Raw genomic sequence first — 21435 nt, forward strand, 5'->3', positions numbered from 1 at the left:
CCCAGGCCGCGTGAGCGGTCGCGCGCCGGATTGTTGAGCTGGTAGAACTCTTCGAAGATGCGCTCGTGCTGTTCGGGCGGAATGCCGATGCCCGAGTCCCACACTTCGATGCTCACGCCGTTGCGCCGCTTGCGGCACGCAACGATCACGCCGCCTCGCTCGGTGTAGCGAAGCGCATTCGAGACCAGATTGGACAGCACTCGGAACAGCAGGGTGGGATCCGTGTACAGCACGCCTCGCGAGCGGCGCACGACGAACTTGAGTCCCTTTTCTTCCGCAGACTTGGCGAACGTGCTGCGCAGACGGTCGAGCACCAGGTTCGCCGGCACGATTTCTTTCTTGACTTCGACCTGGCCGGCATCGAGCTTGGAAATATCGAGCAGGTTATCGAACAGCTGCTCCAGCGATTCGGTGGCTTGCAGGATCTGATCGATCATGCGGCGTCCTTGTTCGTCCACCTTGCCATTGCGCAGAGCTGTCGCGAACAAGCCGAGCGAATGCAGTGGCTGCCGCAGGTCGTGATTCGCAGCCGCGAAGAACAAAGATTTCGATCGGCTCGCGGATTCGGCGCGGGCGCGGGCCTGGTCGGCGAGCGCATATTGCTGCTGTAACTGACCGACGAGCTGCTCGTTTTCATAGCGCAAGCGGATTTGCGCAACGAGCTCTCGGGCCTGGCGATCGCCGAACAACAACAAGTAGCCGAGCACCGCGAACCACATCACGCCGAGCGCGGCATTCCCATAACCGCCGAGCATGATGTAACGAAGCGCCAACAAGCCAAACACCGGCGCGGTGAATGCATGCAGCGCCGGGGGGAAGTGAGCGTGAGTAATGACGCTGATCGTCGCACGGGCAGCCAGGCAGGCTGCAATTAGTGCCAACGTCAGCGACTGGTTCGAGTCAACCAATACGAACGCCGAAGAGCCCCACACGCAACCCGCGATGCCCGAAGCGGCCGCGAAGCGCCAGCCCCACGAGCTCGACGCGGTCGCGCGATCGTCTGCGTGTCGAAAGCCCGTGGTCAGCACCAGGCTGCCGACCTGCACGAGCAGGGTCGCGATCGACCAGCCGACGATTCGTGTGTGAGAAGTGTGCGGCCAGGTGATGACCGCAATCATCGCGACCATGAGCAATGCGGAGCCGGAGACGGCCAGCGCATTCCCATACAACATTTCCACGCGCTGCTGCTCAACGCGTCGCAACAGTGCGGCGTCCATGGGGAGGCGGGTTTGTTAGAGAAACGAGTTAGCGCGCGTTGGCGTAAGCCGGCGCCGACGGCAGGAAGCCCCGCTTCTGCGCGACCAGCACTGCTTGAGTCCGATTGCGCACATTGAGCGCCTCGAACACCGCGCTCACGTGTGCCTTCACCGTACGTTCGGCAACATCGAGCGCCCGGGCGATTTCTTTGTTGGAAAAACCGCGGCCCAACATGCTGATGACTTCCAACTGACGCAGCGTGAGCCCGTTGGGCTGCTCGGCGGCGGTGAGATTGGTGGTCTCGGGGACGAAGACTTCGCCGGCGAGCACCTTGCGGATCGACGCAATCATCTCGTCGGCGGTGAACGACTTGGGAATGAAACCGGAAGCCCCGGCGGCAACCGCGCGGGCCGCGACGGCTTGCTGATCGTCGCCGGAAATCATGATGCAGGCGGTGGTCGGGAAGCGCTCGCCGATCACCTTCAGGGCGTTGAAACCGTCCTCGCCCTTCAGGTGGATGTCGAGCAGCACCAGGCCGATGTCACCATCTGTCTGCAGGGACTGCAGCGCCTCGGGGACCGAGGACACGCTCAGCACACCGGCATCCAGGTCGCTCTGCTCGAGCACCGCATGGAAACCGGCGCGAAACAACGGATGGTCATCGACGATGAGGATTTTCATGACACTGCCCCAAAACCAGTTGCCTACCAGAAGTACGTGCGGGCGGTCCGTCGCCGTGCGGATCGGTTGTATTCCCGAACTGGATCGGGAGCCATCGTACTTCTGCGCTAGGGGGTGGGCAATGACCCTTTCGTGCCAGAGCGCGTCATTTGCTTGACGCTGGGGATTCCTCACAGCTACAGCGCTGTTCCTTCAGCCAGCCGCGCAGCCGGCGGAGGACCTCGGGGCTGGCTTGCGGGTCCTGCTTCAGCCTCTGATACCCCTCGCACAGCAGGCGGCAGGCTTCCGTATCGTCGCTCCGTTGCAGTCCGATGGCGCGGCCCAGGTAGGCCTTGGCCAGATTCTCGCCCGGGGTGTTCGGGCCGAGTTGGGCCGGCCAGATCTCGAGGGCTTTGCGCAGCAGGGGCTCGCCTTCCTTGCCGCCCGCCGCGGTGTCGCGCTCGACCGCGATCCGGCCCTGCCAGGTGAGGGTTTCGGCAATGAAGAAATGATTGGCCGGCAACGCGCGCTTGCGAACGTTGCTGGAGTAGATGGCGAGCGCTTGGACAAAACCCTTGGTCGCTCCGTCCCGGGCGCCGCTGTCGTACTGCCAGCGCGCCAGGTTGGCGTAGTCGTTGCCCACCAGCACGTGCGACTCGCCTCGGATCTGCAGGCCGAGGTCCAGCGCCTTCTGCAGGTACTTGCCGGCTTCTTTGGCCTGTTTGGGCAGCGACCGTAGCAGCGAGCCCAGGTTGGCGTAGGTGTCGATGAGATTCGGGTGGCGGTCCCAGTTCAGCGTGCCAGCATAGAGATCGATGGCGTTCTTGTAGGCGCGGACCGCGCCGGCGCGCTTGCCTCGCTGTTCGAGCACCAGGCCGAAGTTCGCCAGGTGAGTGGCGTACTTGGGATGTTTGCGGGTGCCGAGTTGTTTTTGATCGATCGGCAGCAGCGACTTGTATGTTTCTTCCGCGGCGTCCAGCTCATGGAGTGCGCATTGCGCACGGCCCAGCACGTCCAGCAGGCGTGTCGTATTCGGATCGGTTTCGTACAAACCGGTATGTTTCAGGATCTCGAGACCCTCGCTCGCAGCGCTGCGCGCATCGGCGAACAGACCTTGCAACAGTTGCGCGAGCCCCAGCTCCTTGAGGCTCACCGCTACCGGCAGGCCGCGCTCGCCATAGACCTTGCGATTGATCCGCAGCGCGTCCTGCACCGCTATCACGGCTGCTTCATAGTCGCCGCGCTCGCGTTGTACCCGGGAATAGCTGTTCAGGCTCAGGCCGGTGGCGGGATGATCGTTGCCGAAAAATTTGCGCCGGATCCGCAGGGCAAGCTCGATGAGCCTCGCGCCTTCGTTCAGCATGCCGCTGTTCAGCAGCGTAATGCCCAGCGCATCGAGAATCGTGGCGGCGTGTTCAGGTTCGTCGCCGAGGTCGAGGCTGTTACTGCCGGGCTGCGCACTGCCGGCGCGACCTTTGCTGACTTTGCCCGCGCCCTTGCGCGGTGCTCGAGCAAGGATCAATCGGCCGATGTCGGGAGCGCCGGCGGTGGCGCGAATCTTCGATTTTCCCTTGCCGCCGGCTGCGAACAGCGGGCGCAGCGTTTTGGATTGAGCGACTTCATCGTCCGCGATCAGGATTCGCACAGCAGCTTCTCTCGTTGTTCGGAAGGTGGGGAGCGCTGGTCGCAGCGGATACTGCAGTCTCCCGTCCCTCGTTGCAACCGGACGAATGCACTAGTCGCTAGCGCTGCTGCAAAGAGGAGAAATATTCCGTGGCTGCCGTCGGCCGCCCTGTGTCCGAATATAACTTCTCGATCCATCTGCGGACGTCGGCCGCCATTTCTCGATCGCTCTTGCGGGTCGAAGCGCTGAGCTTGGGATAGGATTTGAGCAGGGCCGGCTCGGCCTCCGTGTAATTGCCTTGTAATGCCTTGGCCCACGCCAGCGCGGCGTTGGCGATGTGATAGCCGGAGCTGTCCTGGCCATACTCGACCTGCCAGATCTTCACGGCCTCGAGCAACGACTGTTGCGCCTCTGCGGGCCGACGTAGCGCCAGCTGCGTCCGGCCCAGCGTGGTGAGCGAGGTCGCGATGAAACCATGGGTCGGCGGCAGGCGCTGGCGATAGATTTCGAGCGCGTCCTCGAGATAGCGCTCGGCGCCGGCGAAATCGCCCCGCCGATAGGCGAGCCGGCCCAGGTTTTCCAGGTCGTTGCCGATGTAGCTGTGCGTGGCGCCGCGCACGCGCCGGTTGGTTTCGAGTACCGTCGTGAGCACTTTCTGTGCTTCGGCCAGTCGATCGGTTTCCAACAGAAATGTGCCGAAAGCACTCAATGTATCGATGCTGTCGGGATGCTCGGGGCCCAGCACGCGCTGATTCAACGCGACCACCTTGCGGTACAGAGCTTCCGCCTCGGACGTTTCGCCCAGATCGTGCGTCACTTCCGCGAGCCGTATCAAATGACGAATGTATTGCGGATGTTCTTCGCTGCGCGTCCTGCGATCGATCTCGAGGGCTTCGGCGAGATAGGCTTTTGCCAGCTGGCTGTCGCCGCGCTGTGAAGCGATGTGCGCGAGGTTGTCGATCGGTATGGTGATGAGCGCGTCATGCGGGCCGAGGCGCACTCGCTGGATGTCGAGGCAGGACTGCAGCAGCTTCTCGGCCGCGGCGAACTCTCCTCGCATTTTTTTGATGATGCCCAGTCGACACATGCTGGTGGCCGTGGCCGTGCTCGCCGGGCCGGTCTGGCGCCGATTGATGGCCAGGGCCTGACTCGCCAGCTGTTCGGCGAGGTCCAGATTGTCCTCTTTTTCGTAGACCTGATTCAGCGTGTTCAGGCTGCTCGCTACCGCCGCGCTGTCCTCCCCGAACAACTGCCGACGCACGGCGAGACCTTGTTCGATCAGCGGCCGGGCCTGATCTGGCAAGCCGAGCCCGAGATAGGCGCTGCCGATCGTGTCGAGGACGTCGGCCTTGATCGCCTGCTGGTCGTTGAGCTCGTGCGCGATGCGTGCGGCGCCATTGTCCAGAATCTGGCGCGCAGTGATCACTTTGCTGCCCTCGGCAATCGGATCGACGACTTTGAAAGAGTCGATGAGAAACTGGGAGACCGTTTCAGCGCGCTCGCGCTGCGAATCGGCGATGTTGCGCTGGGCTTGCGCCAGGTCGCGCTCCTGCTCGATGCGCAACGATTGCATATAAACCGTGACCGTGAAGCCGATCAGCGTTGCGACCAGCGCCGCCGATAGCGCCACACCGAGTGCGTAACGCTGCACGAACTTGCCGGCCCGATAGTTCCACGAATCCGGGCGGGCCAGCACCGGCATCCCCCGCAGATAGCGATCGACATCGCCGGCCAGCTGCTCGGCCGAGGAATATCTGCGCTCGGGCTCCTTGCGCATCGCCATGGCGACGATGTTGTCCAGGTCGCCTTGCAGTTCGCGTCGCAGCTTGGCGATGCCGGTGGAGCGTTGAGCCGCGACGGCGCCGATGCCGCTGTCTTCCTGCCGCTCGGCCGTTGCGATCACCTCGCTCGGCATCGCCGGCACGTCCTCGCAGATGGTCCGCTCGACTTCTCCGAAGTGTTTGCCGCGCAAGGAGAACGGCTTGTAGCCGGTCAACAATTCATACAACAACACGCCCAGCACATAGATGTCGCTCGCGGTCGAGATCAAGTCGCCGCGGACTTGTTCGGGGCTGGCGTGATCCGGTGTCATGACCCGCATGTCGGCTTGTGTCACCGCCATCGTGTACATCGCAGCCTGTTCATCCAGATCCAGCCGTTTCGCAATTCCGAAATCCAGCAGCTTCGGCACGCCGTCGCGAGTGACCAGAATGTTGGAGGGCTTCAGATCGCGGTGAACGATCAGATTCTGATGAGCGCGATGCACCGCGGAGCAGACTGTGATGAACAGCCGGAGTCGCTGCGCGACGGTCAGCTGGCGCCGGTCGCAATGAATATCGATCGGCTCGCCGTCGATGTACTCCATCACGATGTATGGAGTGCCGTCCGGCGTCGTGCCGCCGTCATACAGCCGGGCGATATTCGGATGATCGAGCGAAGCGAGGATCTGCCGCTCCTGGCGCAGCCGGCCTTGCACCTGCCCTGACAGCAAGCCCCGCCGCACCAGCTTGATGGCGACGTTCTGACGGAACTGAGCGTCGGCGCGCTCGGCGAGAAATACCTCGCCCATGCCGCCGCGGCCCAGGCTGCGAATCAATCGATAGGAGCCGATGATCGACCCGGCGGGATCGGGTTGCGAACCGAGCTCATCGAACGGCGCATCGAGCGACCCGACACTATTCGGCAGCAACGGATCGCTCTGCTCATTGCTGGCGCCGGCCGACTGCGACGAATCGTCGCGCAGGAGGGCGCTCGCCTTCTCGAGGAACCGATGCCCCACGCCTTTGCGAGTCTTGGTCATGGTCGATTGAGGCTCCGGGCGGTCCGTACCAACGATCAGTTGTTGGCCCGCCTGGCTTGTGCAACTATCCTCTCGCCGGTACTACGTGCAAGGGATGAGTCCATGTGTAAAGAACAACGCGACGAATCTCAATACGCCAAAGGCTTGTATGGCGGCGGCGGCGTCGGCCGCAGCGTCAGGCCGTTCACGCCGGCCAGGGAATAGCTGCCGCTATCCTAGCGTTCCCCCGTTCCGAGTCAAACGATACCGCCTCGCGGTTTTCGTAGTGGAGGTAACGCTCACATCATCGTAAGCTCACTGCAAAAGGAGTGAGCACACATGCATGAACTTTCCCGCCGTCACTTCATGAAGGGCGCGGCCGCGGCCACGTTTGCGGCGCCATTCATCAGCACCGCCGCCACACGAGAGAAGGCCGGTCCCAATAAAAAACTGGGCGTCGCCCTGTGCGGACTCGGCAAGCTCAGTACCGACCAGATCGCGCCAGCCTTGCAAAAGACCCAGCACTGCCGACTCGCCGGCATCGTTACGGGCTCGAGCGGCAAAGTCGACACATGGCGCAAGAAATACAACCTGCCGGCGCGCAGCGTTTATACATACGACACCATGCATCGCATGGCTGACAACGACGACATCGACATTGTGTATGTCGTCACTCCCAACGCGCTTCATCTGGAACATACCGTCGCGGCCGCCAAGGCCGGCAAGCATGTGTTCTGCGAAAAGCCGTTGGAAATCTCGGTGGAGCGCTGCCAGCAGATGATCGATGCCTGCAAGGCGGCGGATCGCATGCTCGGCACCGCTTACCGCTGCCGGTTCGAGCCGCATCACCTCGAATGCATTCGGATCGCGCGCGAGCAGGAGTTGGGGCCGGTGCGCATCATCGAAGCGGGATTTGGTATCGACGTGGGCGCGGCCGATCAGTGGCGAGTCAAGCGTGCGTTGTCGGGTGGCGGCGCGTTGATGGACGTTGGCATCTATGCGTTGCAGGCGACGCGTTATCTCACCGGCGAAGAGCCGGTGCTGGTGTCGGCGACTGAAACCAAGACCGATCCAGTGAAGTTCGCGGAAGTCGACGAGACTGTGACCTGGACGGCGCAGTTCCCGGGTGGTGCGAACGCGTACTGCACGGCCAGCTTCAAAGTCGGGGGGATCAAGAACTTTCGCGCGACCGCCGATCGCGGCTGGTTCGAGCTTGATCCCGCTTACTACTACGGCGGGATCAAGGGCATGCGCAGCGACGGCAAGCCGCTGTCGTTTCCTCAGGTCGACATGTTCGCCGCCGAGCTCGACGACTTTGCCCGCTGCGTCCTGGAGAAGCGTCCGACCGTCGTGTCCGGCGAAGAGGGCATGCAGGACGTGAAGATCATGTCGGCGATTTACGAGTCCATCCGCACCGGCCGGGCGGTGAAGATTTAAGAGAAGACCCACCCCCTAACCCCCTCCCGCAGACGGGAGGGGGAACTTACCTTTATTTAATAAGGTTTTTTCCCGAAACGATCCATGCCAGCGTGATTGCGGCGACGGATCAGTCCGCTGCGACGTGCGCCGCGCCGCCGGTGTGCGGCCGGCGCGCGAGCCAGACCAGCGCGATCATGGCCAGCGTCAGCCACGACGAGATCCAGAAATAATCCAGCGACGACAGCAAGTACGCCTGGTTCACCATTTGTTTGTTGAGCGCCGCCAATGCGGCGCTATCGGACATGCCAAGCGAATGCATGTGTTCCAGCGCCTGCTGCATCGGGGCGTCATACACGCTCGAGCTGTTCGCAAGATGCGCTTGATGGAACGCCTCGCGACGATCCCAGAACGTCGTCGTGATCGACGTGGCGAAGCTTGCCGCGATGGTGCGCAGGAAGATCGCAAGACCCGAGGCCGCCGGCACTCGCTGCGGCTCGATGCCGTCGAGCATGATGGTCAGAATGGCGACGAAGAACGTGCCCATCGCCAGGCCCTGAATCAGCTGCGGGATGATGAAGTCCATGACGGCGGCTTCGGCGGTCAGCTGCGCCCGCATGTAATAAGAAACGGCGAACGCGACGAACGCCATCGAGGTCAGCCAGCGAGCGTCGTATCTCGCCAGAAAGCGCGCTGCCAGCGGCGAGACAATCACCGCGATCAGGCCGCCTGGGGCGGCCAGCAATCCGGCCCACGTCGCCGTGTAGCCAAGCTGCGTCTGCATCCACAGCGGCAGCAACACGATGTTGCCGAAGAACACCGCGTAGCCCAGGCACATCGGGATCAGCGCGAACGTGAAGTTGCGATGTTTGAACAGCGACAGGTCGACGATGGGATGCTTCTCGGTCAGCTCCCAGATCAGCCAGGCGGCGAATGCGATCACCGAGACGATGGTGAGCACGACGATGAACGGCGAGGAGAACCAGTCTTCATCCTTGCCCTTGTCCAGCATGATCTGCAGCGCGCCGACCCACACCACCAGCAGCGACAGGCCGATCGTGTCGACCGGCAGCTTGCGCGTCGGCGTCTCGCGGTTGCGCAACTGGAACCAGCACACCGCGAAGGTGAAGATGCCGACCGGAATGTTGATATAGAAAATCCACGGCCAGGTGGCGTTGTCCGAGATCCAGCCGCCTAGCATCGGGCCCATGATGGGCGCGACCAGCGTGGTCATCGACCAGAGCGCCAGCGCCAGCCCTTTCTTGTTGGGCGCAAACAGCATCAGCATCAGCGCCTGCGAGCCGGGCACCATCGGCCCGGACACGGCGCCTTGCAGGACGCGGAAGAAGACCAGCGATTCCAGATTCCAGGCCACGCCGCACAGGAACGATGCGACGGTGAACGCCAGCACGGCGGCAACGAACGTCCGCACGATGCCGAAGCGTTGCATGAGCCAGCCGGTGAGCGGCACGCTGATGCCGTTCGCGACGGCGAACGAAGTGATGACCCACGTACCCTGGTCCGCCGATGCGCCGAGATTGCCGGCGATGGTCGGAATGGAAACGTTGGCGATGGTCGTGTCCAGCACCTGCATGAAGGTGCCCAGCGCCAGTGCCAGTGAGGTCACGGCGAGTGCGCCGCCCGTCATGGGCGCGTGCTCGGATGCGGCCGCAGCGTTCGTGCTCACTGGAGGTTCCCTCGATTAGCGGCTGGCCCGCACGCCGGCGGAGTCGATCGACGCGACCGTGGCGCCGCGAGTATTCCGAGGGCTGCTCGCGACCGCGCTATTGGCCGTCGCGTTCTGATGGATGATCTCGGCGATGCGCTGCTCGATGCCCGTATCCTCACCGACGCTCTTCTGCACCGGTTGCGGCGTGTTGCGAACCTGCGATGCCACCAACGGACCCGATGTGTCGCGCACTTCGATCTCCGCGTGCATCGACAAGCCGACACGCAGCGGATTCTGCTTCAGTTGTTCGGGATCGAGCGTGATGCGCACCGGCACGCGTTGAACGATCTTGATCCAGTTGCCCGACGCGTTCTGTGCAGGCAGCAGTGCGAACGCGCTGCCGCTGCCGGCGGCGAGGCCGGCGACGGCGCCTTTGTATTCGACATCCTTGCCGTAAATGTCGGCATGGACGGTGACCGGCTGGCCGACGCGCACGCTCTTCAGCTGGCTCTCCTTGAAGTTCGCGTCGATCCAAACATCGTCGAGCGGCACGACCGCGAGCAGCGGCGCACCCGGATTCACATGCTGACCGAGCTGAACGCCGCGCTTGGCGATCGTGCCGGACACCGGCGATCGAATGGTCGTACGACGCAGAGCAAGCGATGCATCGCGAAGCTGAGCCGCAGCGGCGAGCACATTGGGATGATCTTCGAGCGTCGTGCCTTCGATCTGCGCGAGCGTGGCATCGAGCTGACGTTGCGCGGCCTGCAGTGAGGCGCGCGTTTGAGCAATCGTGTCCTGAGCGTGCGCGAGTTCTTCACCGGACACGGCGCCATCGGCGACCAACGCCTGACGGCGAGCGTAATCGTTCTGTGACTTATTCAGATCCGTTTGACGCTCAGCGATCTGGGCGCGCAGCTGATCGGCCTGCGAGTAGAGTGCGCGAACTTGACGAACGGTGCGTGCGAGTTCTGCTTCCGCAGCGGATACGGCGATGTTTGCATCGGCCGGATCGAGCTCGACGAGCACCTGGCCGCGCTCGACGCTTTGCGTGTCATCGACGTGCACGCCCAGCACGGCGCCCGACACTTCGCTGGTGATCTGCACGATGTCGCTGGCGACGTAAGCGTCGTCGGTGCTTTCGTAATAGCGCCCGACCGTCAGCCAGTAGGTGGTGTAGCCGATGGCGCCGAGCGCGACGACGGCCGCCAGGATCAGCAGGCCTCGCTTGCGGGCGCCGTTGCCGTTGGCAGCAGGAGCAGGGGTGTCGCTCATAGGAATTCCGTTGATGAGTAACGATCAGCTGGCGGCGGTGAAGTTGCCGCCGACAGCCAGCAGCAGCGACACGCGAGCGAGCGCTTGTTGATGAAGGATGTCGACAAACGTGGTGCGTGCGTTCAGCACCTGCGTCTCGGTGGTCAGCACCGACAGATAATTCGCGAGCCCCGCTTCGTAGCGCTTCTGTGCCAACCGATAGGCTTCTTCCGCAGCGGTAAGCGTGGCGCGCGCCTGTTGTAGCTGCTGCGCGCTGTAGTTCACCTGGGTCAGCTGATCGGCGACCTGCTGGACGGCGGAGAGCACGACGCCGTTATAAGAGCTCACAGCTTCGTCCTGCAGCGCTGTCGCGGTGTTGAATTGGGACTTGAGGCGTTTCGATTCGAACAGCGGCAAGCTGATTGCCGGGCCGATGCCATAAGTGCGATTGTTCGCTTCGAACAAGTTGTCCAGGCCGATCGCCTGGAAGCCCGCGAACGCACTTAGATTCACATTTGGATAGAACGCCGCGCGAGCTGCAGCTCTTTCCGAGGTGGCGGCTTCTACTCGTGCGCGAGCCGCGAGGATGTCGGGGCGACGGCCCAGCAGATCGGCCGGCAACTGCGTGGGAATCGACAGTGCGGCTTCGAGATTCAGCGTGGGCTTGCCGATCTTCTCGTAAGCGTCCGCGCCGTCGCCGGCCAATGCAGCCAGACGATGTACAGCGACTTCGCGCGCGGCTTCGGCCTGCAGTCGAGCAAGCTCGGCCTGCGGTACGGCGGACTCGGCTTCACGCAGCTCGACATTTGTGTCGAGACCGGCGTCGATGCGCTTACGTGTAATGTCGAGAATTCGCTTTCTCTGTTCCAGAGACTGCCGCGCGATGTCCGCGAGCGCGATGGCGCGATTCAGATCTAGATAGGTTTGTGACATTGCCACGGTCGTCGCGAGCCGCGCGGCCTCCGAGTCAAGCCTCGCGGCTTCGACAGTCGATTTGGCAGCGTCGATCAGTGCGGCCTGCTTGCCCCAGAAATCCAGGTCCCAGGACAGGTTGGCGAGCAGTTGGCCTGACCAGTAAGTGCCGCCGCCGAACGGCGGTGGGTAAATATATTCCTCGGGCCAGCGGGCGCGTTGTTCTGCACCGTTCAACGTCACGCCGGGCGTGCGCTGGGCAACGGCCAGCGTCACTTGAGATTGAGCGGCGCGCACGCGAGCCAATGTTTGCTGCAAGTTCGGGTTGCGCTCGAGCGCGGTGCTGACGAGCTGATCGAACTGCGGATCGCCGTACTGTTCCCACCAACGGTCGGTCACCGTCGGCGCAGTTGTAGCGCCGAGGCCGACACTCTCATCGGCGATCGATTGCACCTGCGGCTCGGTCTTCGGCGGGGTCACGCAGCCGCTGAGCGCGGCGGCGATTCCGAGCAGCAATGCGCTCGTGCGAGCAGCTGCCTTCATGACACCTTCTCCTTGTCCGATGCTGCTGCGGAGTTCGGCATCAGCTCTTCCATCCGGCCGATCAGACGCCTCAACATCGACTGCAACGTCTTCACTTCTTCACGCGTGAATCCATCCAACGCGCTGTTCAGCGCATCGCATGCGGTTGGAATCAGGGTGTCGAGAACTTCGGCGCCGGCCTCGGTCAGCGACAGCTCGACGACGCGTCGATCGTCGGCACTACGGCGTCGCTCGATGAGCTTGCGGGATTCGAGCTGATCGACGAGGCGGGTCATCGCGCCGCTGTCGTGATGCAGGTTGCGGCACATGTCGGCGGTCGTCGTTGCGAGACCGTCGCGCAAGTACATGAGCACTGCCCACTGCTGCAGGGTGAAATTCTGCTGCTCGAACAGACCTTCGATGCGTTCCTGCATCAAGCGCTGCGAGCGCTTGATGAGATAGCCGATGCTGTCGCGCAGGTGAAAGGAATCGGGCTTGTAGTGCGACTTGGGCATTGCTTGCCTCGGCAATGACTGCCTGGGCAGGCATTATAGGCGGGGCCGCCGGCCTCACAAGGCGGAAATTTCGCGCTTTCAGGAACTAGTCAGCGGAATCCTGGGCACGAAATGGCGTGGCGGCTGGCACGCCCGTGCTCATCGGAGGGCGGCCCAACCAACGGGCCGGCAGCGACAGGGCGCTGATCAGCGACATGACCAGGGACGCCGCATGAGGGATTGCCTGAATGAGCAGCACCGCCACCCATAGCGATACATCCGGCGCCTTCAATTCCTCTGGAATTCCGACCACCAGGCCGGGGGCGATCGTGTACTGGCCTGTCAGGCCAACTGCGGCGAGCACCAGTACAACCATCCAAGCCGTTTCGGCGCGCGCAGCGGCGAAGCCTTCGATCAATGCGTGCGGCTGTTTGCCTTTGGGTGTTCGGAAGAAAGGTTGGCTGCGTGTCAGCAACCCTTGCACGACAGCGACGCTGACGACATGCGACAACGCCAGGCCCGCCAGCGCGGCGGCCAATGTCTGACGAATGTTCGCGCCGACGCGCGACGCATAGAGATGCGCCAGCTTGGCGAGCTTGAATGCGAACAGCGCGAGCGGCAGCACCGAGAACATCATCAGCGGGGGATCGAAGCGATGGGGCGCGACGATCATCGCGGCCGACCACACCAGAGCGAACAAATTGAAGACCAGGTTCAGGCCATCCATCATCCATGGCAGCCACCCCGCGATGAAGTGGTATCGCTGGCCTTTGGTCAGACGCGCATCGGAGCTCAACAGCACATCCGCATGCGCACGCAGGATCTGAACCGCGCCGTAGGCCCAGCGGAAGCGTTGTTTCTTATAGTCGATGAAGGTCTCGGGCATCAGTCCGCGCCCATAAGTCGCAGGCAAGTACTGCGCTTCGTAGCCATGCTCGAATAAACGCAGCCCGAGCTCGGCATCTTCGGTGATGCACCACTCGGCCCAGCCGCCCACCCTGGTCAGCGCGGAGTGCCGGACCAAGGTCATCGTGCCGTGTTGAATGATGGCGTTGCGCTCGTTGCGCACGACCATGCCGATGTGAAAGAAGCCGCGGTACTCGGCGTAGCACATCGCCTTGAAGGCGCTCTCTTCGGCGTCACGATAATCCTGCGGTGACTGCACGATCGCGAGATTGTCGTCCGCGAACGCCGGCACGAGCGTGCGCAACCAATGCGGCTCGACCTTGTAATCGCTGTCGATCACCGCGACCACGCGAGCATCGGTGGCCGTGTGTTTGAGTGCGTAATTCAGCGCGCCGGCCTTGAAGCCCTTGAGTGGCGCGACGTGATAGAACTTGAAGCGCTCGCCGAGTGTCCGGCAATGCTCTTCGACGGGCCGCCAGGTGGCGAGATCGGGTGTGTTGTTGTCGACGACGATGACTTCGTAGTCGGGATAGTCGAGGGCGGCGAGCGCGTCGAGCGTGTCGATCAACATCTCCGGCGGTTCGTTGAACGCCGGCACATGAATCGAAACCTTGGGCAGCACGGGCATGTCGATCGCCGATAGATCGAACGGCCGTTTACGCGGCTTGCCCCAGCGCGCCTCGGCCCATTCCAATGCTTCCGTGATCAGCACCGCGATGACGCCGAGCATGCCCAGGATCAGCAAGGTCCCGATCAAGATGCTGGACACGGTGAGATAGCGCCGCGAATAGTCATAAATGATCCAGACCAAGGTCGTGGCGACGCCATACACGACGACGGCCAGCAAACTGCGGCCCCGCGTGCCGAGGGCGAGGCTGTGGATGTAGAGCAGGGCCAGGATCACGGTCGAGATCGCCACGGACACCGCGGCCAGGGTTTGCCACTGGGGAATGCGGACGATGGGCTCGACGAATGCGAACTTGGGCTGGCGATACACGTCATACACGCCCCAGTACGCTTCGACTGCGCCTTGGTAGCGGGCCTTCCAAGGCTGATCGAAGGCTTCCATCAGGTAGTAGACATAGCCCTCGCGTCTGGCGAGATCGAGAAAGCGCCGAAGAAACATCGCCTGATTGCTGGTCGAAGCGACCGCGCCGCCGCGCGTGCGCCCATCCGATGGCCAGCCCACCTCGGCGATCACGATGGGCTTGCTCGGATAGGCGCGATGCAATTGCTCCATGTTCGAGACCACGTACTCGATGGCGCGATCGACCGGGATGCCTTCCCAATAAGGCAATAAATGCACGGCCAGATAGTCGACGTGCTCGACCAGCTCGGGATATTTCAGCCAGACATGCCACGGCTCCGCAGTGCTGACGGGCTGCGCCACGGCTTCTCGTACGCGATCCAACTGCTGGGTTAACTGAGCGACATTGAGGTCGCCGCGCAGGATGGCTTCATTGCCAATCACCAGGCGGATCACATTGGGATGCTGCCTGGCCAGCTCGATGGCGGCCGCCACTTCCTTATCGTTGGTGGCGAGACGTCGATCGAGCCAGGCGCCCACCGTGACTTTCAAATCGTAACGGGCGGCGAGCTCCGGAATCCGGCCCAGGCTCTTCAGCGTGGAATAGGAGCGGACGGCGGTAACCTTGCCGGCCAACAATCGCAGATCGCTGTCGATCTGTTGCTCGTCAGGCAGCGCCTGGACGAACGGATCCTGCCCCGCCTGGAACGGCGAGAACGCCATGCCCTGCACGCGCGCGGGCCAGGGCGGCTCGGCGGTCGGCCGGTTCACGTAAGCCCACAGGCCGAACGTGAGCGCGGCGAAGACAGCCGCAACCAGAAAACCCGACCACTTCATTGTGACTCGATTGGCGGCGTGGGGGCGAATAGGTGGTGAAGGGCAACGTTCAGGCAACGAACCTGCGACATGTTAACTTAGCCGGCGCGACGGTCAGCCGAAGCCGGTCCGCAGCCGCACCGAAGGAGTCTTTAGGCTATGCATTGGCACATTGGTAAGTGGTTCTTTCCACGACAGATTTCTCTGCGCAACTGGATGCGCGCCGCGCTCGGCGTAACCCTGCTGGCGGCCGCGGCCAGCGCTTCTGCGCAACGGGCGCCCGATAAATATGCGAACTGGGAGTTCACCCCGTTCTATGGATACATGGCCGGCGGCGAATTCGAAGACCCGACCACCAATACCGACCGCGACCTGGAAGGGGACAGCAGCTTCGGCCTCTTCATCAATGCCGCCGCCGATCAATGGCGGCACTACGAGCTGATTTACGCCAAGCAGGGCAGCTCGGTCGATGGCGCCGTGCCGTTCGATCTGGACGTGGAGTATCTGCAGATCGGCGGTACCGTCATGTACCAGGACGCCAAGACCGTCATTCCCTATTTCGGCATGACGATCGGCGGCGCGCGCTTCAGCCCGGACGGTCCGGGCCTGGATGACGAGACCAAGTTCGCGTTCACGGTGGGCGGCGGTTTCAAGGTGCCGGTCACGGATCACTTCGGCGTGCGCTTCGATGCGCGTGCCTTCGTATCGCTGTTCGATAGCAGCGGCAATGCCTTCTGCGTATCCGATAACGGCGTGGGCACCTGTGGGATTCGCACCAAGTCCGATACGTTCGTGCAGTACCAGGCTGCGCTCGGAGTCATCATCGGCTTCTGATGCTGCAGGTCGAGAACATCAGCAAATCCTTCGGAGGAACGCCGCCGCGACAAGTGCTCGGCGGCGTTTCTTTGCAGCTCGCGCCGGGAGAGTACGTCGCCGTCATGGGCGAGTCGGGCACGGGCAAATCCACATTGCTCAATCTGATTGCCGGCCTCGACACGCCGGACGCCGGGCGGATCTCGCTCGACGGTCGGGACATCGGCGCGCTCGATGACGATGCCCGCACGCGCCTGCGTCGGGCGCGCATGGGCTTTGTGTTTCAAGCCTTCCATTTGTTGCCGCACTTGAGCGTCGAGCGCAACGTCGCGTTGCCGCTGGCTCTCAATGGTCAGCAAGGTCGTGAAGCTGCCGATCGAGTGCGTGAGTTGCTGGATGCCGTTGGCATGTTGGAACGTGCCAACGCCGCGCCGTCCCAACTCTCTGGTGGCGAAATGCAACGAGTGGCTGTAGCTCGCGCGCTGGCGCATCGTCCGGCATTGGTGCTGGCGGATGAGCCCACCGGCAATCTCGATTCCGACTCCGCGGCTGAAGTCCTCGAGCTGCTGGCCGCGCAACTCAAACGTGACAATGCGGCCGGCATTCTGGTCACACATTCGGAGCTGGCGGCCGGCACCACCGATCGCATCCTGCAACTTTCCCGGCAAGGATTGGCGCCGCGCGCTGCAGGTTCCTCCCGTCAGTCGTGATCGCCCCGCTGCTCATCGAGGCCGCGATCACCGGCCCCATGCGGCGCTCCCCTGGGCGCACATTGCTTGCCGTTCTCGCCATTGCCTTGGGCGTGGCGCTCGGCCTCGCGATCTATCTGATCAATCGCTCCGCAGCCGATGAGATTTCATTGGCGGCGCGCAGCCTGTATGGGCTCGCCGATCTCGCCATTGAAGCCGGCGCAGAAGGCTTCGACGAAAATTTATATCCGCGCGTCGCTCGGACACCCGGTGTGGCGGTGGCCAGCCCGGTCGTCGAAGTCGAGGCGAAGATCGTTGGTCGTCGCGGCCCGTTGCTGGTGCTCGGGATGGATGGCTTTCGCTCGAAGCTATTGCAGCCGGCGTTCGCGGCGTCGGTGGTGGGCGCCGGCTCCGATGAAGACAGATCGGGCGGTGAACCGCACGACGAAGAGGCTGACGACCGGTTTGACAGTCGCTCGATTCTTCTGAGCGCAAGCGCAGCTCGTGAGTTGCAGCTGCAGCGTGGCGACTTCGTCGAATTCCAAGTCGGCGTGAAACGCGAGCGACTGAAGGTGTCCGGTGTGCTGCCGCCGGCGGCGCTACAGGATTTTGGCGGTGTCGTCGACATCGCGACGGCTCAGTGGGTGTTCGAACGACTCGGCAAGCTGTCGCGCATCAATCTGCGCCTCGCGACAGGTTCGAGTCCGGAGCAAGTGAAAGCAGCGCTCGCGGAGCTGCTGCCACCGACGGTGCGGGTTACCACGCCGGGTCAAGCCACCGACGATGCTTTGAGATTGTCGCGCGCGTATCGATCCAATCTCACCGCACTGGCGCTGGTCGCATTGTTCACCGGCGGCTTCTTTGTTTATTCCACGCAGTCGCTGGCGGCGCTGCGTCGGCGTCGCGAGTTCGCGGTCATGCATGCGATTGGCGTGACTCGCACGGAGCAGTTGCTATTGATGCTTTCGAGCAGCGTAATCGTCGGGGTGCTCGGCGCCGCGCTAGGCATCGTGCTCGGGGTGATGATCGCGAGGATCGGACTGAGCGCGCTCGGTGCGGACCTGGGCGCGGGTTACTTTCGTGGGCTCGCGCCTGGGTTGAATGTTCATATCGCCGAAGTCACGGTGTTCTCGTTGCTGGGCATCGGCGTGGCTGTTGCGGGAGCCCTGCGGCCTGCACTCGACGCGGCTCGCGTTTCGACGGCCAGTGCGCTGAAGGCGGGCGACATCACTAGTGGGGAAATTCGTCCGCATGGCTGGACGGTGTTGACGCTCGGCGCGCTGGCGGCGATCACCGTGAGTTTGCCGCCGATTGCGGGGCTGCCGTTGCCTGGCTTCGTTGCTATCGCTTTGTTCCTTATTGCGTGCGTGGTGGCGATGCCATCGGTCGTCCGCTTCGTACTGCGCCACGCGCCGCGCTGGCGTCGCATTCCGTATGAGATTGCCATTGCGCAGATCGCAGGCACCGCGAAGTACGCGACGCTCAGTGTCTCCTCCATCATCGTCAGCTTCAGCTTGATGGCGTCGATGGCCATCATGGTCACGTCGTTCCGCGACTCGCTGGATCAATGGACGCAGAAGGTGCTGCCGGCGGATTTGTATGTGCGCGTCGGTTATGTCGGTCAGTCGTCGTATCTGGACGAGTCGCTGGCGCAATCGATGGCGCGGATACCGGGTGTCGAGCATGTGGAATACAACCGCTTTGCTCGCGTGCAATTGTCGCCCGATCGCCCGGCGTTGACCTTGATTGCCCGGTCGATGAATCGCGATCACCCCGATAAGACGTTGTGGATGATGAGCACTGCGAGCAACGACGTTCCGAGTGGAGCGCTGCCGGTATGGGTGAGCGAGGCGGCGTCGGATCTGTTCGCGATCTCGGCGGGCGATGAGCTCAGGTTCGAGCTCGCCGGCAAACAAGTTGTTGGTTCGGTGCGAGGCGTGTGGCGCGACTATGAGCATCAGAACGGCGCCATCGTCATGGGGCGCGACGAATACGTGGCCTTGACCGGCGACCGCGCTGTGAACACGGTGTGGTTCTGGCTCGACGACGGGGCGGACATCGGCAAGGTCGGCAATGCGATTCGCGACCTGATGCCGCCGGGCACGGATCACGATATGCGAACGCCTGGCGAGTTGCGCAAGCTGTCGCTCGCGGCGTTCGATCGAACGTTTGCGATCACTTATTTGTTGGAACTGGTCGCGGTGACTATCGGTCTGTTCGGCATTGCCGCCGGCATCAGTGCTCAAGTGTTGGCGCGGCGAAGCGAGTTCGGCGCACTCAGGCATCTGGGCTTTACACGCAGCCAGGTGGCGACGATGCTGGCGATCGAAGGCTCGGTGCTCGGCGCGCTCGGCGTGATCGTCGGTTTGCTCGCCGGCACTGTGATCAGCTTGATTTTGATCTATGTCGTGAACCGGCAGTCGTTTCACTGGAGCATGGATTTGAGTGCGCCGGTCGGATTGCTCGCTGGCTTGAGTGCGGCCCTGGTCGCGGCCGCTGCATTGATTGCGGTGGTCAGTGGCCGGCAGGCGATGGGTGGCGAAGTCGTGCGCGCAGTCAGGGAGGATTGGTGATGCGCCGGCCCAACGCGTCTTTGTCAGATGCGCAGCGCGTGCTGGCGCGCATTTCTGCGCGTGTGTGCATGGCGCTGTCGGTTGCGATCCTCGTGGTTGCCGGCGCACGTGCGTATGTGGTCTATCCTTCAGTAGAGCCGGGTTATCGGATCCAGCTGCCTCGCGACGAGGGCAGTCATCCGCTGTTCAAGACTGAGTGGTGGTATGTCACCGGCTGGGTCGAAGACGCCTCCGGCGCGCCGCTCGGCTTTCAACTGACTTTCTTTCGCTCACGCACCGGCATCGACGACGACAATCCTTCGCGATTCGCCTTGCGCCAGGCCTTGTTCGCTCACCTGGCGATCAGCGATCCGAAGCGAGGCTCGTTGCTACATCACGAGAAATCCGCCCGCCCTGGATTTGGTCTCGCCGAAGCAGCCGAAGGATCGCTCGATGTTTTCATCGACGATTGGCAGCTGCGTCGCGACGGCGACGGCTATGTTGCCGTGGCCAAAGCCGCTGACTTGCAACTCGATTTGAAGTTGCAGCCGAAAGCGCCGCCGTTACTTCAGGGCGAGCAAGGCTTCAGCCAAAAAGGCCCGAGCCCAAGCTCGGCATCGTATTACTACAGCCTGCCGCAACTCGCCGTCACGGGAAGTATCGGCATCGACGGAAAGGATCAGTCCGTGCGCGGCGTCGCCTGGTTCGATCACGAATGGTCCGGCGCCATCGTGGACGAGCGTGCGCAGGGTTGGGATTGGGTCGGGCTCAACCTTGACGATGGTGGCGCGTTGATGATGTTTCAAATGCGCGGCACCCAGGATAGCGAGCTGTGGGCCGCCGCGAAGTGGCGTGCGGCCGGTTCAAGCGAAGGTGTTTCATATAAGCCCGAAGCGGTGGCATGGAAGCCCGTGCGTTACTGGCGCTCGTCCCGCACGGGCGTTCGCTATCCGGTTGAGTGGCAAGTGACGGTCGGCGACCGCGTGATCACGTTGAAGCCGCTCATGGACGACCAGGAAAACGACGCCCGCGGCAGCACTGGAACGATCTATTGGGAGGGCGCCGTCCGTGCGTTCGAAGGCGACAAACCCATAGGTCGCGGGTATCTGGAGCTGACGGGCTACGCAGGGAAGATGCGCTTGTAACGTCCGCCAACGTTTTCCTGGCCCAGGCCGCCCCGCCGGCCGGGATGTGAGCGCTGCACGCGCCGGGCCCGTGGGTCCGCGCTTATGCTTCCGGCCAATGAGGACGTTGTTAACTTACATTGGCGTGTTCGTCGGTTTGACGGTCGCCGTGGTATTGCTTGCTCAGGTCGGCGAGGTCATTCGTGCCGGGACGCCGACGTCCATGCACGAACCGTTGTCGGTCGCGGGAGCCGTCATCGTCACGGCAGGGATCCTCAGCCTCGTGACATTCGAAGTGCCGCCGTTCGCCATGAGCGTGCTGGCCTGGCGAATATCGATGATCGCGGGTATCGCCGTCGGGCTCCTGATGTTCTGTTTCTACGTCTCCGGCATCGAATGCGAACACACCGGGCGCCGCTCTGCCTGCCATTTCACCGGTTACAAGTAGACGCTCCGCTATCGATGGTCGTTACTTGACCAACGGCCGGCGCGCGACGATGACGCCATCCTCGTCCGCATACAACCAATCGCCGGGACGGAACGTTACGCCGCCGAAGCGAACGACGAGGTCGCGCTGGCCTTCGCCGCGCTTGTCGGTCTTCAGGGGATGCGTGCCGAGCGCTTTGACGCCGATGGGCATGTCGGCCATCGCGGCGGAGTCGCGAATGCAGCCGTAGACCACGATGCCGGCCCAGCCGTTATCGACTGCTTTCTTGGCGAGCATATCGCCGACCACTGCGCGACGCATGGATCCGCCGGCATCGATCACGAGCACGCGGCCGTTGCCGGCCTCGGCGGTCAGCTCGCGGACCAGCGAGTTATCTTCGAAGCATTTGATGGTGGCGATCGGCCCGCCGAACTGGAGCTGTCCGCCGAAGTCGCCGAACAAGGGCTCGCAGATTTCCAATTCGTCGCTGAATTGATCGCAAAGGTCGGCGGTTCTGATATCCACGGCGCAGCCTCGTCAGGATGGGACGAGGC

Annotated in this window: 16 protein-coding genes; 6 read left to right on the forward strand and 10 right to left on the reverse strand. The window is 62.9% G+C overall.

Translation table 11 applies throughout. The features are described 5' to 3' along the window. The 4 genes from GYH35_RS15270 to GYH35_RS15285 form a co-directional block, all read right to left on the reverse strand. The coding region (locus GYH35_RS15270) for a sensor histidine kinase (protein WP_161828913.1) at positions 1-1217 on the reverse strand (1217 nt) is incomplete at its 3' end. 28 nt (positions 1218-1245) lie between these two features. Continuing rightward, on the reverse strand, positions 1246-1878 hold the full coding sequence (locus GYH35_RS15275) for a response regulator transcription factor (RefSeq protein ID WP_129641000.1): 633 nt from the start codon (positions 1876-1878) through the stop codon (positions 1246-1248). A 145-nt stretch (positions 1879-2023) separates the two neighbouring features. Further along, complete coding sequence (locus tag GYH35_RS15280; RefSeq protein ID WP_161828914.1) at positions 2024-3502, reverse strand: tetratricopeptide repeat protein; 1479 nt, start codon at positions 3500-3502, stop codon at positions 2024-2026. Positions 3503-3599: 97 nt separating this feature from the next. Then, the gene (locus GYH35_RS15285; protein ID WP_161810778.1) at positions 3600-6281 is read right to left on the reverse strand and encodes a tetratricopeptide repeat protein; all 2682 of its coding nucleotides are present in this window, start codon (positions 6279-6281) and stop codon (positions 3600-3602) included. 318 nt (positions 6282-6599) lie between these two features. Here GYH35_RS15285 and GYH35_RS15290 point away from each other — a divergent pair, with 318 nt between their 5' ends. After that, positions 6600-7697: a Gfo/Idh/MocA family protein gene (locus GYH35_RS15290; protein WP_161828915.1), complete on the forward strand. Its 1098-nt coding sequence runs from the start codon at positions 6600-6602 to the stop codon at positions 7695-7697. A 109-nt stretch (positions 7698-7806) separates the two neighbouring features. On the opposite strand, the gene GYH35_RS15295 is transcribed toward GYH35_RS15290, so the two are convergent. From GYH35_RS15295 to GYH35_RS15315, 5 genes are all read right to left on the reverse strand, one after another. After that, entirely contained in the window at positions 7807-9324 is a 1518-nt protein-coding gene (locus tag GYH35_RS15295) for a DHA2 family efflux MFS transporter permease subunit (RefSeq protein WP_161811372.1), read from the reverse strand. A 54-nt stretch (positions 9325-9378) separates the two neighbouring features. Beyond that, the gene (locus tag GYH35_RS15300; RefSeq protein WP_161828916.1) at positions 9379-10620 is read right to left on the reverse strand and encodes an HlyD family efflux transporter periplasmic adaptor subunit; all 1242 of its coding nucleotides are present in this window, start codon (positions 10618-10620) and stop codon (positions 9379-9381) included. Positions 10621-10644: 24 nt separating this feature from the next. After that, a complete protein-coding gene (locus GYH35_RS15305) occupies positions 10645-12054 on the reverse strand; it encodes an efflux transporter outer membrane subunit (RefSeq protein ID WP_161828917.1) in 1410 nt (469 codons plus the stop codon). After that, on the reverse strand, positions 12051-12548 hold the full coding sequence (locus GYH35_RS15310; RefSeq protein WP_161828918.1) for a MarR family winged helix-turn-helix transcriptional regulator: 498 nt from the start codon (positions 12546-12548) through the stop codon (positions 12051-12053). Before GYH35_RS15310 ends, GYH35_RS15305 begins: the two co-directional genes overlap by 4 nt. An 85-nt stretch (positions 12549-12633) precedes the next feature. Continuing rightward, positions 12634-15297, reverse strand: coding sequence for a glycosyltransferase (locus GYH35_RS15315; protein WP_161828919.1), 2664 nt, complete (start codon positions 15295-15297; stop codon positions 12634-12636). A 138-nt stretch (positions 15298-15435) separates the two neighbouring features. Between GYH35_RS15315 and GYH35_RS15320 the strand changes: the two genes are divergently transcribed. The 5 genes from GYH35_RS15320 (at position 15436) to GYH35_RS15340 (ending at position 20902) form a co-directional block, all read left to right on the forward strand. Then, complete coding sequence (locus tag GYH35_RS15320; protein WP_161810784.1) at positions 15436-16110, forward strand: outer membrane beta-barrel protein; 675 nt, start codon at positions 15436-15438, stop codon at positions 16108-16110. Next, positions 16110-16799 carry an ABC transporter ATP-binding protein gene (locus GYH35_RS15325; RefSeq protein ID WP_161810785.1) on the forward strand — a complete coding sequence of 230 codons (690 nt, stop codon included), beginning with the start codon at positions 16110-16112 and terminating at the stop codon, positions 16797-16799. The genes GYH35_RS15320 and GYH35_RS15325 overlap by 1 nt, the downstream gene beginning before the upstream one ends. Beyond that, a complete protein-coding gene (locus GYH35_RS15330; RefSeq protein WP_161810786.1) occupies positions 16796-19351 on the forward strand; it encodes an FtsX-like permease family protein in 2556 nt (851 codons plus the stop codon). Before GYH35_RS15325 ends, GYH35_RS15330 begins: the two co-directional genes overlap by 4 nt. After that, positions 19351-20475, forward strand: a complete 1125-nt coding sequence (locus GYH35_RS15335) for a lipocalin-like domain-containing protein (RefSeq protein ID WP_202624341.1) — start codon at positions 19351-19353, stop codon at positions 20473-20475. The genes GYH35_RS15330 and GYH35_RS15335 overlap by 1 nt, the downstream gene beginning before the upstream one ends. A 97-nt stretch (positions 20476-20572) precedes the next feature. Then, positions 20573-20902, forward strand: coding sequence for a hypothetical protein (locus tag GYH35_RS15340; RefSeq protein ID WP_161810787.1), 330 nt, complete (start codon positions 20573-20575; stop codon positions 20900-20902). Positions 20903-20923: 21 nt separating this feature from the next. Here GYH35_RS15340 and rraA read toward each other — a convergent pair whose 3' ends face one another. Beyond that, on the reverse strand, positions 20924-21406 hold the full coding sequence (gene rraA / locus GYH35_RS15345; protein WP_161810788.1) for a ribonuclease E activity regulator RraA: 483 nt from the start codon (positions 21404-21406) through the stop codon (positions 20924-20926). Positions 21407-21435: the final 29 nt, after the last annotated feature.

It is taken from the genome of Steroidobacter agaridevorans (genome assembly GCF_009932555.1).
Classification (GTDB): domain Bacteria; phylum Pseudomonadota; class Gammaproteobacteria; order Steroidobacterales; family Steroidobacteraceae; genus Steroidobacter; species Steroidobacter agaridevorans.

What these genes read in the sequence shown, in the direction of transcription:
- GYH35_RS15295 (WP_161811372.1), bottom strand. Translation starts at nt 9,324, where the DNA reads ATGACGGGCGGCGCACTCGCCGTGACCTCACTGGCACTGGCGCTGGGC.
- GYH35_RS15285 (WP_161810778.1), bottom strand. Translation starts at nt 6,281, where the DNA reads ATGACCAAGACTCGCAAAGGCGTGGGGCATCGGTTCCTCGAGAAGGCG.
- GYH35_RS15310 (WP_161828918.1), bottom strand. Translation starts at nt 12,548, where the DNA reads ATGCCCAAGTCGCACTACAAGCCCGATTCCTTTCACCTGCGCGACAGC.
- GYH35_RS15300 (WP_161828916.1), bottom strand. Translation starts at nt 10,620, where the DNA reads ATGAGCGACACCCCTGCTCCTGCTGCCAACGGCAACGGCGCCCGCAAG.
- GYH35_RS15315 (WP_161828919.1), bottom strand. Translation starts at nt 15,297, where the DNA reads ATGAAGTGGTCGGGTTTTCTGGTTGCGGCTGTCTTCGCCGCGCTCACG.
- GYH35_RS15320 (WP_161810784.1), top strand. Translation starts at nt 15,436, where the DNA reads ATGCATTGGCACATTGGTAAGTGGTTCTTTCCACGACAGATTTCTCTG.
- GYH35_RS15275 (WP_129641000.1), bottom strand. Translation starts at nt 1,878, where the DNA reads ATGAAAATCCTCATCGTCGATGACCATCCGTTGTTTCGCGCCGGTTTC.
- GYH35_RS15335 (WP_202624341.1), top strand. Translation starts at nt 19,351, where the DNA reads ATGCGCCGGCCCAACGCGTCTTTGTCAGATGCGCAGCGCGTGCTGGCG.
- GYH35_RS15340 (WP_161810787.1), top strand. Translation starts at nt 20,573, where the DNA reads ATGAGGACGTTGTTAACTTACATTGGCGTGTTCGTCGGTTTGACGGTC.
- GYH35_RS15325 (WP_161810785.1), top strand. Translation starts at nt 16,110, where the DNA reads ATGCTGCAGGTCGAGAACATCAGCAAATCCTTCGGAGGAACGCCGCCG.
- GYH35_RS15305 (WP_161828917.1), bottom strand. Translation starts at nt 12,054, where the DNA reads ATGAAGGCAGCTGCTCGCACGAGCGCATTGCTGCTCGGAATCGCCGCC.
- GYH35_RS15290 (WP_161828915.1), top strand. Translation starts at nt 6,600, where the DNA reads ATGCATGAACTTTCCCGCCGTCACTTCATGAAGGGCGCGGCCGCGGCC.